The organism is Ralstonia sp. PBBBR1 (genome assembly GCF_002256165.1).
Lineage (GTDB): Bacteria > Pseudomonadota > Gammaproteobacteria > Burkholderiales > Burkholderiaceae > Ralstonia > Ralstonia thomasii.
Genome location: NZ_NKIL01000015.1, coordinates 1 through 12418, shown reverse-complemented (window position 1 = coordinate 12418; position 12418 = coordinate 1). Strand labels below are relative to the sequence as shown.

The following is a 12418-nucleotide window of genomic DNA, read 5'->3' as shown; positions in this document are numbered from 1 at the left end:
TACAAGGTACCGATCGCACTTTTCGTGCGCCATAAGTAATAAAGAGACAGACATGAAGCTCCTTGTTGTCGAAGATGAATCCAAGACCGGCGAATATTTGCAGCAGGGGCTGTCGGAAGCCGGCTTTGTTGTTGACCTCGCCCGTAACGGGATGGACGGCCGTCACCTTGCAATGACAGGCGACTATGACCTCGTGATCCTTGACGTGATGTTGCCCGATCTTGAGGGGTGGCAGATCCTGCACGCGCTGCGCTCCGCTGAACTGTCCGTGCCGGTGCTGTTTCTAACCGCGCGCGATAGCGTCGCCGATCGGGTCAAGGGCTTGGAGTTGGGCGCGGACGACTACTTGGTGAAACCTTTTGCATTCGCGGAATTGCTCGCGCGCGTGCGGACCTTGCTTCGACGAGGCAGTGCGCCGTCGCTTGCAGAACGCATCCAGGTGGCCGATCTGGTGCTGGATCTGACCCGCCGCCGCGCTTCACGTGGCGGTCAGCTAATCGCGTTGACCAGCAAGGAGTTCTCGCTGCTCGAACTGCTAGCCCGCCGTCATGGCGAGGTGCTGCCCCGATCCCTGATCGCGTCCCAAGTCTGGGACATGAACTTCGACAGCGACACCAATGTAATCGACGTCGCCATTCGACGCCTGCGCGCCAAAATCGACGATAACTTCGAACCCAAATTGATCCATACCGTCCGTGGCATGGGCTATGTCCTCGAAGGTCCGGAGGACGGGGAGTGATGCAGCGCCTTTCATTGACAGCGCGGCTGACCGCGTATTTCTCCTTGTCGTCAGCGGCCGTGTTGTTAGGCCTTGGCATTCTGATTGCCCTGGCGATGGAGGAACACTTTGCCGTGGAAGACTTTACGGCGCTGGGCGAGAACGTGAACGTCATTCGCCGCGTGGTTGAGAGTAGCTCTGCGACCGAGGTCTCTACTCGGCTCAACGACGTGTTGCAGCACCGCACGGACCTGGTTGTGCGGGTACAGGCGCCACAGGGTCAGGCCCTGTTTGCTACCCCCAACTTTGACTTCGCGGAGGTGTTGGGCGTGCTGCGCAAGGCAGGCCGGCATTCCGGGGCCCTCGTTTGGCAGCAGGGCGACGAGCAATACCGAGGGGTGCATATGCAAGTGCCACTGCGCGACGGCGATGCGCTTGATGTGTTGGCGGGCATCAACACGGAGATCCATGCGCATTTCCTACGCTCGTTTCGGAAAACGTTGACGCTCTATATCGCATTGGCCGCCTTGGCGAGCGGCCTATTCGGATGGTGGGCAGCCCGGCGCGGGCTGTTGCCACTGCGCGCAATGGCTTCACGAGTGAAGTCTGTTACCGCGGATCGGTTGAGCGAACGGATGCCGGTCGATATGGTGCCGGTTGAAGTCGCCGATCTCGGCGTAACGTTGAACGGCATGCTCGCGCGCCTGCAGGGCGATTTCCAGCGACTCACAGATTTCTCGACCGATATCGCACACGAGCTACGCACACCGATTACCAACCTGCTGACGCAAACTGAAGTGGCACTCTCGCAAACTCGCGAACCCGCGAAATATCGGGATGTCCTGGCTTCAAATGTGGAAGAGCTGCAGCGTCTGGCTCGGATGGTGTCGGACATGCTCTATTTGGCCAAGATGGAGCACAACCTGACGCTGCCGAGTATCGAGGTAATCGAGCTAGCCGACGAGGTGCGTGCCCTCTTTGAGTTTTACGACGCGTTTGCGGAGGACAAAGCCGTGCGGCTGCAATTGCAAGGACAAGCGCAGGTGCGTGGTGATCGACTCATGCTTAGACGGGCCTTTAGCAATCTGTTGTCGAATGCAATACGGCACACGCCCAGGCACGGTTGCGTGACTGTTTCCATCACGCCAATCGAGGAAGATCTCGCGGTGACGATTGACAACGACGGCGAAGCGATTGCTCCTGACGTATTGCCCTTCCTCTTCGAACGCTTCTTCCGCGCAGACAAGTCACGCGCACGCCCCGAATCGGACGGAGCGGGGCTCGGCCTGGCCATCACCAAAGCAATCGTTCTCGCCCATGGGGGAACCATTTCTGCCACACGCGTGCACGATCGCACTCGATTCACCGTCCGGCTGCCGATCCGCTGCTGAACTTTGGGGGGGCACGCTCGCTGACATCATCCGTCAGGTCGGCCCCTATGGCGGCCAATGTGTCGTGCAAGCTGCCCGAAGTCTTGCGTGAGCATGACGCCTTTGAAAGGTTGTGCGTGCATCACAACATGGCGATAACGCTTCCCCGTCAGGGGCCAGGCCCAGGCTTTTTCCTTGCTGTACATGCAGCGTGCCATTCCGGCACGTCGGCAATCAAGGAGAACCCAAATGCCTCACCAACACTTCCAAGCCTGCATCGACGAATGCGCCGCGTGTCGCGTGGCGTGCCTGCACTGCGCCACCGCCTGCTTGACCGAGAAGGACGTTCTGACATTGAGCACCTGTATTCGGCTGGATCTCGATTGCGCTGAGATCTGCGAAGCCGCCGTGGGCGTGATGGCGCGAGGCAGCGCCCAAGCCACTGCAATATGCGAGCTGTGCGCGAAAATCTGTCAAGCCTGCGCCGCCGAGTGTGCCAAGCACTCCCACGAGCACTGTCAGCAGTGCGCGCGTGCCTGCGAGACATGCGCCGACGCCTGTCGTGCCGTGCATTGAAGGTGGCATACCGGATCAATCTCGCTGATCTGTCGCACTTGTAATACGAGGGTCACGTTTCTGTCAGCCCCAGCCTTCTACACTGCATTGGCATAGCAGTGTCTTGTTTCAACTTGAAGAAGGAAAACGCGATGAACATCCTGAAAAAATCCGCATTGGTGGGGGCAGCGTTGCTGGCCCTCGGTGTCAACGTCGCCAACGCGGCGACCGCTACTGGCGCGCGCGACCCATATACCGATGGCGCTAACGCGATGGGCAAGCGCGATCCCTACACCGATGGTGGGCGCGCAGCGCGTGACATCTACACCGATGGCGCGCATTCGATGGGCACCCGTGACCCTTACACGGATGGTGGCCACCAATAAACCAAAGCTCAATCCCGGCCCCCCCCCTTTCCGGGCTTCCCCCTCCCCGGGGGGTTACTCCCCCGGGGCTCTTTCCCGCGCGCCGAGCGGTTTGCTGCGCAGGCTTGTACGATTGCCTCGTCGATTCGCTTCAGGTTTTTTCGTGCCGTACATTCTTGCTCGCGGGGGCACGGTAGCCGTTGTGTCGCTTCCGTCCAATGAACATGTGGAGGGGCACGGCCGCAACAGCAGCAATGCCCAGAACAAGGTGCACAGTCTTCGTAAGACCACTCCAATCTTCGGGCCCGTAATACAGCCCATAAGCGGTGATGGTCAGCAACAAGAACACGATTCCCGTCAACGTACCGGTCACGAGGTTTCGGCGCGCAACCCACGCGAAGCGAATGTGTTGCGGCAGCATGGAACCCAAGAGAATCAGGCTGCAGAACGCAAAGGCGCCATGCAACTGCAGAATCTGGCGGACGATCGGTGCGTCCTCCCATTGAAGCAAATCGTGCAAAACCGTCCATATCAGCCCAGACACCGCTACCGCTAGCAATACGGCGAGAGCAACCCAATAGTGATACGGATGCAGACGAATGCCTGTCCCTTTCAGGGGATGTCGATGCGAGGATTGCGTCATGATGCAACAACGTGTGCGTGATAGCTTGATAGCGCGCGGACCGTGGCGGGCGCCGTCGTACCGGCAAGCATGGCGACCTTGGTCAGTGCGTCCGCCCAGATACAGCGGGGGGCAATGACGGTGACCGTTCGCTCTGCGCAAGGCGCTTCCATCGGCGCTTGTTGCGACCGGATGGATGCTGTACCAGGGGGCAGTCCGAAGCTTTCTGCGAAATAGTGACCGCTGGTGGCCACGGCCCCGTTGGTGAGCCGACCGAGTAGTTCTAGCCGACCGGGCGCGTTGGCACTGCGTACGTGGATGGGCTGTGCATGCTTGCCAAAGACGCGCAGGTCCCCTCCGGCCGAAACGGCGCCACTGCGAACGTTGTGGCGCCGCAGACTTAGGATAGCCATGTCCACGGCAAAGCCTTTGGCGATGCCACCGAGATCCAACCATAGTGCGCGCCGCTTACTAATGCGATTTTCATCGAGCATCACTACATCCGCAAACCGCACGTCGACTTCCGCCGTCGGCCCCGCTGGGCGGGGCAAAATTTTGTGTGCCACCAACATGCGGGCCACGGTGGGGTCGAACACGCCGCCGGTACGCTCGTGCATGCGCTGGGCCTCGCGCAGCACACGCATGGTCCAAGGGTGAACGCGGACCGCTTCGCCTACCGACGCCGCATGCAGACGTGACAAGTCGCTATCCGAGCGCTGGAAGCTCATCAACGCCTCGGCTTGCTCGATTACGGAGAACGCCGCTGCGATGGCGGTTTCTGCCAAGTGAGCGCAGTCCTGGGGATACACATCGTCAATGCGAACTTCAACGAAAGTCCCCAATAGCGGTTTGGAGCGACGAATCACATCTTGGCTAGTAAGAGGTCATACACAGCCAGCACCCGCTTGACTCCCTGGGTGATGTGTTTGCATGAGAGCGTCGCGCCACTGATGTTACGGATGTCTTTACCAAGCTGCACAGCATCCTGCGCGGTCTTACCAACAAACTGGGCACGCCAGTCGGCATTGCGCACCTCATAGCCATACGTTTCCTGGTACGTCAGGATATCGACGGCGCGCACGGCTCCCTTGGCGTCGAGCGCCACGGCATACGTGATTTTTTCATGCTTGCCCACCACGCGATCCACGATGAACCAGCCGCCAGTCGACACTTTCCAGACCCCCTTGTCATTGAATGGCTCGTGTACCCCGGAGCGCTCGTTCAATGTTTCGCGAATCTGGTCCGTAATCTGGAGAGGCACGGCCTGAAAACTCGCGCCAGGAAACATCTGCGCCTGAGCCTGTTGAACTGTCAGGTATTCCGTCGCTTGGACGGGCACGACCAGCACCGCAAGCGGCACTGCCGCCATGGGAGTCCACTTCATGTCTGTCTCCGTATCAATGGACGCGCTTCAAAATGGGAACCCCACCTTGACCATGAACTCGTTGCGCGCATGCTCGTCACCGAAGATACGGTTGCCTGCCACTACGTCCGCCTGGTCCTCGTTGTAGGTTTTGACTACGGGCAATTGGTGGCGCCACGCGGCCGTTACCCACCAGTGTTTGGTGGCGTAGTGCAAATTGGGGCCAAGAAACCACGCGGAGTGATCACGACGGTTATAGCGATACCCCTGGAATTCACGATGGTTGCGCGCCTCCATGCCCAGGCTCAGGTTGTCGGTCAAGCGATAGGACACGCCGGCGGTCAGATCAAGCATGGAAGCACGCTCAATATCACCCATGGCGGTTTTGTCGCGCTCATGGGCACCGAGAATATTGGCGGCAAAAATGAGCCGATCATCCAACCAGTTCTTCTGCAAGATGATGCGCCATTCGAGATCGCGCTCACGGGGCCCCAGTTCTGGCTCGATGTACAGTGCCAAGCCGATCGGATCAGTCACTGGGTTCATGAGTTGGTAGATCGCTTCGAGTGAAACAGTCTCGAAGCGAGTCTTGCGGTAACGCCCAGTCGGATCGTCATTGGGACCGAGATCTGTCAGCGGCCCACGCGTGGTGCCATCAAGACCATTCCGATTGGCGTTCACGTAGCTCCAGTTGAAATAGCCGGCCAATTGGAATTTGTCCGTCACGCCGTACTCGACTTCTTCGCGGTTGAGCAATCCGCTATAGGATCCTTGGGACTGGCCCCGCTGCAGGAAAGACTGGTGCTCGAATTCGAAGCGGCCTTTGGGCATAACGTCGGCCGTGTAAATCCACCCGAACGGCGATTCGCCGGCAAGCGCAGTTGTGGAACACAGCCAGGCAAGCGCCCCAGCAAGCCAAACCTTCCCCCAATGCGTGCTTTTTGTAGCACCTTGCATTTGACTCCCCTTCCGAAATAAGGAGATTGTAAGGGAGAATGAGAATTGTTCGCAATAGCCTCGTGAAGCGGCGAATGCTGGGATCAGAGTCGGGTCGCACGGAGTCGCAGCGCATTGGCGACCACCGATGCCGAACTCAAGCTCATCGCCAATGCGGCAATCATGGGTGATAACAGAAGTCCGGTAAAAGGATAGAGCACGCCGGCAGCCAATGGCACACCCAGTGCGTTGTAAAGGAAGGCGAAGCCGAGGTTTTGCTTCATGTTGGCAATCGTTGCCTCGGATAAGGCGCGGGCACGGGCAATGCCCCGCAGGTCGCCTTTCACGAGGGTAACCTGGGCGCTGTTCATCGCGACATCGGTACCGGTACCCATCGCAATACCCACGTCGGCTTTGGCGAGCGCCGGTGCATCATTGATGCCGTCGCCTGCCATCGCTACAACCAAGCCTCGTTCTTGAAGTGTGGCGACCAACGCCAGCTTATCCGCAGGCTTGACCTCGCCGCGAAACTCAACAATGCCAAGTTGTTTTGCGACGGATTGGGCGGTCACGTTTCCGTCGCCGGTAGCCATCACGATCCGAAGCCCATCGGCTCTGAGTTGGGTCAGGGCCTGCGGTGTTGTCGTCTTCACGCGATCGGAAACCGACAGCAGGCCAGCAAGGACCCCATCGACCGCCAGGTACATCACACTGGCGCCTCGGGCTCGCATGGCGTCTGCCTCGGTGGAGGCGGCATCGACAGCAACCGCGTGCGCCTGCATCAGCGAGGTGTTGCCGAGCGCCAGGCTTCGCCCAGCGACGTGTCCTCTCACGCCGATCCCTGACGCGGATTCAAAATCTTCCGGCCGCTCGAGCGCGAGCCCCTGTTCGCGCGCTTGCGCCACGATCGCAGCGGCCAAGGGGTGCTCACTACCTTGGTCCAGACTGGCCGCCAAGCGCAAGACGTCCATGTCGGAAAATCCATTGAGGCCAATGGCCCGATCGAATGAGGGGCGCCCTTCGGTCAACGTGCCTGTCTTGTCCACAATAAGCGTGTCGACCTTGCGCAGGTTCTCGATTGCTGCGGCATCCCGAAAAAGAATGCCGTGTTCGGCCCCTTTGCCGCTGGCCACCATGATGGACATGGGTGTGGCCAGCCCGAGCGCGCACGGGCACGCGATGATCAGCACAGCAACCGCGTTGATCAAGCCGTGGGCCCAGCTTGGCTGGGGGCCCCAGATCCCCCAGGCGACGAGCGTCATGACAGCGATGGCGACCACGCCGATGACGAAGACGCCTGCCACCTTGTCCGCCATTCGCTGCATCGGCGCCTTGGAGCGCTGCGCTTGCGCGACCATTTGCACGATCTGCGACAAAACGGTCTGCGCGCCCACTTTCTCGGACCGGACCACAAGCGCACCCGAGGTGTTCAGGGTTGCACCGATGACGTGGTCACCCGCGCGTTTGGAGACTGGAATCGGCTCACCGGTGATCATCGACTCGTCGAGCGCGCTCGCGCCCTCGACCACGACACCATCCACGGGCACCTTTTCACCGGGCCGCACACGCAGCAAATCGCCCACATGGACATGGGCAATCGGAACATCTTCTTCACTGCCGTCCGCGTCGATGCGCCTGGCTGTTTTGGGGGCAAGGCCCAGTAGGGACTTGATGGCGGCCGATGTCTGTGAGCGGGCCTTCAGCTCGAGCATTTGCCCCAGCAGGGTCAGCGAAATGATTACGGCTGCCGCTTCAAAATACACTTCCACCCGGCCGCTCGCCGCGAAGGTCGAGGGGAATACGTCCGGTGCGACTGTCGCGACTACGCTATAGAGATAGGCCGCGCTCGTCCCCAGCCCGATAAGCGTCCACATGTTCGGGCTGCGGTGCAAGAAGGATTGCACACAGCGCTCGAAGAATGGCAAGCCAGCCCAAAGCACGGCCGGCGTGGCAAGCACCAACTCGAGCCAGTTCTTCCATGCTGGATTTAGGGGAATGAGACGATATCCAGCCATGGCCAGCACAAAGACCATCGCGGTCAATGGCAAGCTTATCCAGAAGCGTCGCCGGAAATCCATGAGCTCCGCATTCTCTTCCTCCTCCCCCGCCGGCATGATCGGCTCCAGCGTCATGCCGCATTTAGGACACGTGCCGGGATGATCCTGGCGGATCTCAGGATGCATTGGACAGGTGTAAATCGTGGACGCGGATGCCGGTGGTGAAACACTTGCCTCGTCGCCCGGGACAGCCCGCGGCGCGCCTGCCGAGTGAGCATGGTGACCATGCACATTGCAGTGGTGTGCGTGGGGTTGCGTGGGCTCATTGTGGTCGTGCGCCGTATCGGCGCTTTGTCGCGGGGAGGCGGCTTCTCTGTGGCTGTGCTGGCGGCTCATGCTCGGCATCCTGTTGGAAAAAACTGGCACGTGGCAGTGTCGTGGTCAGCATAGCGATCAACCACCCCGAGGACAACGGTCCGCAATGACGGTATCAATGGATTCACAAGGGACGTGCTTCTGTGGCCACGAGCTTGGTCTGCGGTGCAGGTCCATGCGAATTCCGGGCACGTCTCATGCTGAACGACTGTCTCATGCTGAACGACTCCCCGGGGATTGCTATGGAGGTCCTCCTCGCGTTCGTGACGCAGGGGCACAACCTTCCAACGGGAGCAAGGATCGTGGGCGACAACACTTCAATCGACTTGGCGCTGCGGCGCAAATTTCTACGCCAAATGGCTGGGGCGGGCTTGGCGGCAACGGGGGCCGGTATCGGCACGCCTGCTTCGGGGCTGCAAAGCCAGGATCGTTCAACTGACCTGTCCGGAACCGAATTCGCTCTGACAATTGGGCGCACACCCGTCAATTTCACGGGGCATTTACGGTACGCGCTTACGGTAAACGGATCAATTCCTGCGCCCATCCTGCGTTGGAAACAAGGTTCCGAGGTAACGCTGCGGGTCACCAACACACTGGCCACGCAAACTTCGATCCACTGGCATGGCATCCTCGTTCCGTTTGCCATGGATGGCGTGCCTGGCGTGTCCTTTCCCGGCATTCCTGCTCACCAGACCTTCGTCTACAAATTCAAGGTCCGACAGGCCGGTACATACTGGTACCACAGCCACACCCGCTTTCAGGAGCAACTCGGCCTCTATGGCCCATTGGTGATCGAGCCACAAAGGCCGGCCCCCATACCTAGCGACAGGGACTACGTCGTTATGCTGAGTGATTGGACTGACGAAGATCCTGAAAACGTCTTCCTTCACTTGAAGCAGTCGAGTGATTTTTACAATTTCCAATTACCGACGGTCACTGATTTTGTGGCCGACGTCAGGGCGGCGGGCCTCTCAAAAGCACTGGCTCGACGGCGTATGTGGAACCAGATGCGCATGAATCCCACGGACCTCGCCGATGTCTCTGCTGCAACCTACTGCTACTTGGTCAATGGCGCCACACCCTTCACTAACTGGACAGCTATCGCGGAGGCAGGCGAATACGTACGTTTGCGCTTCATCAATGGATCGGCCACCACAACGTTTGATGTTCGCATCCCGGGCCTGACCATGCGAGTTTGTGCGGCGGACGGACAAGATGTCGAACCCGTGAACGTCGACGAGTTTCGGATTGGTGTAGCGGAGACCTACGATGTGTTGGTGCAGATGCCCCGGAATGAGGCATACACCATATTTGCACAGGCGATGGACCGCAGCGGATATGCACGTGCCACCCTCGCGCCGAAGCACGGCATGCGGGCCGCGATTCCTATTATGGACCCCAAAACCTGGCTGACCATGGCTGACATGGGCATGGACATGAACATGAACGGAATGTCTATGACCAGCGGGCCACCCAATGAAACGATGGAAACTCAGGACAACGGCATCCATTCCCCCCTCGGCCACTCTATGCAGGCGGGGGGCGAAACCGCGGCCGACGCCATGCCAGGCATGCGACTGCAGTCCGGCGATGAAGGCATGGCCGGCATGAAACCCTCCATGTCGATGTCCCACGATGGTAAGCCCGAGCATTCCCACCCAATGACGATGCTGGGTATGCACGGCGGCCCCGAAGTCGACATGCGGTCGATGAACCCTTCCAAGTCGCTCGCAGACCCTGGGCCGAGATTGCGCCAAAATGGCCGGAGGGTTTTGACCTACGCAGACTTGCGAACGCTGGGCCAGCCCTATGACGATCGGCCTCCGGGCCGCGAGATCGTGTTGCATCTGACCGGCAACATGCGACGGTTCATCTGGGGATTCGATGGCAAAAGGTTCTCGGAGGCCGAGCCGATCCGTCTGTACTACGGCGAACGGCTGCGGATCACTCTCGTTAATGACACCATGATGAATCACCCTATGCACCTGCACGGGATGTTCAGCGAGCTTGAAAACACGGAGCGTCAAGCGCTCGTCCGTAAGCACACCATCAACGTTCAACCATCCAAGCAGATCAGTTTCCTCGTAACTGCGGATGCCCCGGGCCAGTGGGCATTTCATTGTCATCTGCTGTACCACATGGAAGCCGGTATGTTCCGCAAGGTGGTTGTGGCCTGACCCTTGGACAAAGGAGCGCGTCATGTTGCCAGGAGTGAAGGGACGGCTGCGTTTGGTTGCCGCAGCCTTATTGCTCACCGTGCGGCTTGCAGGCGCCCACACGTCTGAGGCGCCCACGCCAGGCATGCCGCAGACGCCACACGGCACACCGTCTCAGGCCCATGGGCAAGAAGCGCAGGTACTTGCAACACAAAAGCCCGACTTACCTTCCCAAGAGGAAGGCGTCAATGTGATCACCCCCAGTGACGAACCCCGCGTGCCAATGCAGAATCCCAGCCGAGGCATCGCCGTGCCGGGCGACACCATGGTCGACAACGATGTCTATCATCAGTTTCTGCTCGATCGGCTCGAGACGGTACGCACTCGCGACGCGACGGGATGGGCATGGGACATGCAAGGCTGGTTCGGTAAGGATCTTGACCGACTATGGTTGAAGACCGAGGGCGAGCGACTGTTCGGTCAAACCGCAGACGCCAAAGTTGAAGCGTTGTGGGGTCATGCATTTGCCACATTTTGGGATTGGCAGGCAGGCGTTCGCCGCGACTTCGGTGGTGGACCAACACGTACGTGGGCTGCCTTTGGAGTGCAAGGGCTCGCGCCATACTGGTTCGATGTCGAAGCGACCCTGTACGTCAGTAATGGCGGGCGTCTTGCGGCCCGTGTGCGTGCTACCTACGATGTCCGCCTCTCGCAGCGAAGTGCCCTCACTCCCGAAATCGAAGCCAACGTCTACTCGAAGACCGACCAGGCGCGCGAGATTGGCCGCGGGCTGGCCGATGTTCGCCTCGGCTTGCGACTGCGATACGAACTTCGGCGCGACTTCGCTCCGTACATTGGCGTGGTTTGGAGCAGGAAACTGGGAAGGAGCGCAGAGTTTGCGCGAGCGGCGGGGCAAGACGCCGTAAACAAGCAGATCGTGGCTGGAATACGATGGTGGTTTTGAACCAGGAGCCTGTCAGGCTGCGCTCTGGGCGCTTTGCTATATAGCTCAGCATCGCGGTTTCCCGATCGCGCCGTCGGCATGAACGTCTTACCAAGACGTAATTTGCGGGTCATCGAAGCGAGAGGATTGCCTCTCTAGAATGCTTGACATCAGTCACGTTCCAGGAGAAAACGATGAATCGCAATCGACTTGTTCCGCTCATGCTCGCAGTCCTCTTCGCAGGCAGTTCGGCGGCATGGGCCTCAGACAAATTCCGTGGCGACGGCGGGGACAATTGGATCGAACATGTGCGGCAAAGCCCGTCAGCAACTCAACCGGATGTGAACAGGACGGCGTTGCTCTTCGGCTCGCCCGCGCCAGTGTCGCTGGCTGCACGCACTTTGACAGTTAAGCCAGGAATGAAATACATCAACGTCGAATCCGGTGAAACCGTCGCTTTTTCGGCGGGGACTGGGACGCAAGCATGGACGTTCATCGAAGCAATGCAGAGTACTTCGGTCGATTTGGGCGTTCTGCTGCCGGATGTGCCCGACGCTAAGGGTGTGCGCGTCATCATTGCGCGCAGCAAGTGGCTCACAGGCAGTTAGGACTTTCGTTCGTTCACTTCGGCCCCGTTACGACTCACTCGGTCGTGCGGGGCTGGTGTCGCTGCGCCGCCTCCCCCGTCCCCAAGCGATCAGGGCGGCAACCTGGATTGCTGTATTGATGAATTGCAGTGCAATCAAGGCAAATTGCTTGGTCTCCAAGTAGACGAACACCAGTCCGATGTTACCGGCGATCCAAGCGAGATAGCCGCGCGGATCCTTCCTCGCAATAAGGAGCTGACCGGTCAAGCCGGCCAGGATGACGAAGAGTTGCAGTGCGTTCACGGTAAGCACCCGGTGAACCCGTCTTGCCAGCTAGGTGGCGCTGGGCGTCCAGCGATGCGGGAGCAGTTCGGCGATGTCGGCCGCCTTGTGGGTCGGCAGTCGCGTGAGGACGTCTTTCAGATAGGCGT

The 12418-nt window shown here is 59.6% G+C and carries 14 protein-coding genes; 7 read left to right on the top strand and 7 right to left on the bottom strand.

The genetic code is table 11. The annotated features are described in order from the left end of the window. Positions 1-52: 52 nt before the first annotated feature. The 4 genes from CFE42_RS21865 (at position 53) to CFE42_RS21850 (ending at position 3029) form a co-directional block, all read left to right on the top strand. Positions 53-739, top strand: coding sequence for a heavy metal response regulator transcription factor (locus CFE42_RS21865; RefSeq protein WP_004635303.1), 687 nt, complete (start codon positions 53-55; stop codon positions 737-739). Further along, positions 739-2109 (top strand): heavy metal sensor histidine kinase, encoded by a 1371-nt coding sequence (locus tag CFE42_RS21860; RefSeq protein WP_004635301.1) that lies wholly within the window; start codon positions 739-741, stop codon positions 2107-2109. The genes CFE42_RS21865 and CFE42_RS21860 overlap by 1 nt, the downstream gene beginning before the upstream one ends. A 228-nt stretch (positions 2110-2337) precedes the next feature. Then, positions 2338-2664 carry a four-helix bundle copper-binding protein gene (locus CFE42_RS21855; protein ID WP_004635299.1) on the top strand — a complete coding sequence of 109 codons (327 nt, stop codon included), beginning with the start codon at positions 2338-2340 and terminating at the stop codon, positions 2662-2664. Between the two features lie 131 nt (positions 2665-2795). Continuing rightward, positions 2796-3029, top strand: coding sequence for a hypothetical protein (locus tag CFE42_RS21850; protein ID WP_004635296.1), 234 nt, complete (start codon positions 2796-2798; stop codon positions 3027-3029). A gap of 130 nt (positions 3030-3159) precedes the next feature. Here CFE42_RS21850 and CFE42_RS21845 read toward each other — a convergent pair whose 3' ends face one another. From CFE42_RS21845 to CFE42_RS21825, 5 genes are all read right to left on the bottom strand, one after another. Beyond that, positions 3160-3651 (bottom strand): hypothetical protein, encoded by a 492-nt coding sequence (locus tag CFE42_RS21845; RefSeq protein ID WP_004635293.1) that lies wholly within the window; start codon positions 3649-3651, stop codon positions 3160-3162. Continuing rightward, positions 3648-4496 (bottom strand): FAD:protein FMN transferase, encoded by an 849-nt coding sequence (locus tag CFE42_RS21840; RefSeq protein ID WP_012435843.1) that lies wholly within the window; start codon positions 4494-4496, stop codon positions 3648-3650. The genes CFE42_RS21845 and CFE42_RS21840 overlap by 4 nt, the downstream gene beginning before the upstream one ends. Next, on the bottom strand, positions 4493-5014 hold the full coding sequence (locus CFE42_RS21835; RefSeq protein ID WP_004635288.1) for an FMN-binding protein: 522 nt from the start codon (positions 5012-5014) through the stop codon (positions 4493-4495). The genes CFE42_RS21840 and CFE42_RS21835 overlap by 4 nt, the downstream gene beginning before the upstream one ends. A 27-nt stretch (positions 5015-5041) precedes the next feature. Beyond that, positions 5042-5950, bottom strand: a complete 909-nt coding sequence (locus tag CFE42_RS21830; RefSeq protein ID WP_004635287.1) for a DUF6662 family protein — start codon at positions 5948-5950, stop codon at positions 5042-5044. 83 nt (positions 5951-6033) lie between these two features. Then, positions 6034-8322 carry a copper-translocating P-type ATPase gene (locus CFE42_RS21825; protein WP_012435844.1) on the bottom strand — a complete coding sequence of 763 codons (2289 nt, stop codon included), beginning with the start codon at positions 8320-8322 and terminating at the stop codon, positions 6034-6036. A gap of 176 nt (positions 8323-8498) precedes the next feature. On the opposite strand from CFE42_RS21825, the gene CFE42_RS21820 reads away from it, so the two are divergent. The 3 genes from CFE42_RS21820 (at position 8499) to CFE42_RS21810 (ending at position 12008) form a co-directional block, all read left to right on the top strand. Continuing rightward, on the top strand, positions 8499-10478 hold the full coding sequence (locus CFE42_RS21820) for a copper resistance system multicopper oxidase (RefSeq protein ID WP_004635283.1): 1980 nt from the start codon (positions 8499-8501) through the stop codon (positions 10476-10478). A 22-nt stretch (positions 10479-10500) separates the two neighbouring features. Further along, positions 10501-11421 carry a copper resistance protein B gene (locus CFE42_RS21815; protein ID WP_004635281.1) on the top strand — a complete coding sequence of 307 codons (921 nt, stop codon included), beginning with the start codon at positions 10501-10503 and terminating at the stop codon, positions 11419-11421. Between the two features lie 173 nt (positions 11422-11594). Beyond that, complete coding sequence (locus tag CFE42_RS21810; protein WP_004635279.1) at positions 11595-12008, top strand: CzcE family metal-binding protein; 414 nt, start codon at positions 11595-11597, stop codon at positions 12006-12008. A 27-nt stretch (positions 12009-12035) separates the two neighbouring features. Here the strand turns inward: CFE42_RS21810 and CFE42_RS21805 are convergent, their stop codons facing one another. Both CFE42_RS21805 and CFE42_RS21800 read right to left on the bottom strand, forming a co-directional pair. Next, positions 12036-12290, bottom strand: a complete 255-nt coding sequence (locus CFE42_RS21805; protein WP_004635277.1) for a nicotinamide mononucleotide transporter — start codon at positions 12288-12290, stop codon at positions 12036-12038. Positions 12291-12320: 30 nt separating this feature from the next. After that, complete coding sequence (locus tag CFE42_RS21800; protein ID WP_296159608.1) at positions 12321-12410, bottom strand: hypothetical protein; 90 nt, start codon at positions 12408-12410, stop codon at positions 12321-12323. Positions 12411-12418: the final 8 nt, after the last annotated feature.

Excerpts from the sequence above, each read along its gene's own strand:
- CFE42_RS21855 (WP_004635299.1), top strand. The coding sequence starts at position 2,338 with ATGCCTCACCAACACTTCCAAGCCTGCATCGACGAATGCGCCGCGTGT.
- CFE42_RS21850 (WP_004635296.1), top strand. The coding sequence starts at position 2,796 with ATGAACATCCTGAAAAAATCCGCATTGGTGGGGGCAGCGTTGCTGGCC.
- CFE42_RS21820 (WP_004635283.1), top strand. The coding sequence starts at position 8,499 with ATGCTGAACGACTGTCTCATGCTGAACGACTCCCCGGGGATTGCTATG.
- CFE42_RS21835 (WP_004635288.1), bottom strand. The coding sequence starts at position 5,014 with ATGAAGTGGACTCCCATGGCGGCAGTGCCGCTTGCGGTGCTGGTCGTG.
- CFE42_RS21825 (WP_012435844.1), bottom strand. The coding sequence starts at position 8,322 with ATGAGCCGCCAGCACAGCCACAGAGAAGCCGCCTCCCCGCGACAAAGC.
- CFE42_RS21845 (WP_004635293.1), bottom strand. The coding sequence starts at position 3,651 with ATGACGCAATCCTCGCATCGACATCCCCTGAAAGGGACAGGCATTCGT.
- CFE42_RS21865 (WP_004635303.1), top strand. The coding sequence starts at position 53 with ATGAAGCTCCTTGTTGTCGAAGATGAATCCAAGACCGGCGAATATTTG.
- CFE42_RS21810 (WP_004635279.1), top strand. The coding sequence starts at position 11,595 with ATGAATCGCAATCGACTTGTTCCGCTCATGCTCGCAGTCCTCTTCGCA.
- CFE42_RS21830 (WP_004635287.1), bottom strand. The coding sequence starts at position 5,950 with ATGCAAGGTGCTACAAAAAGCACGCATTGGGGGAAGGTTTGGCTTGCT.
- CFE42_RS21815 (WP_004635281.1), top strand. The coding sequence starts at position 10,501 with ATGTTGCCAGGAGTGAAGGGACGGCTGCGTTTGGTTGCCGCAGCCTTA.
- CFE42_RS21860 (WP_004635301.1), top strand. The coding sequence starts at position 739 with ATGCAGCGCCTTTCATTGACAGCGCGGCTGACCGCGTATTTCTCCTTG.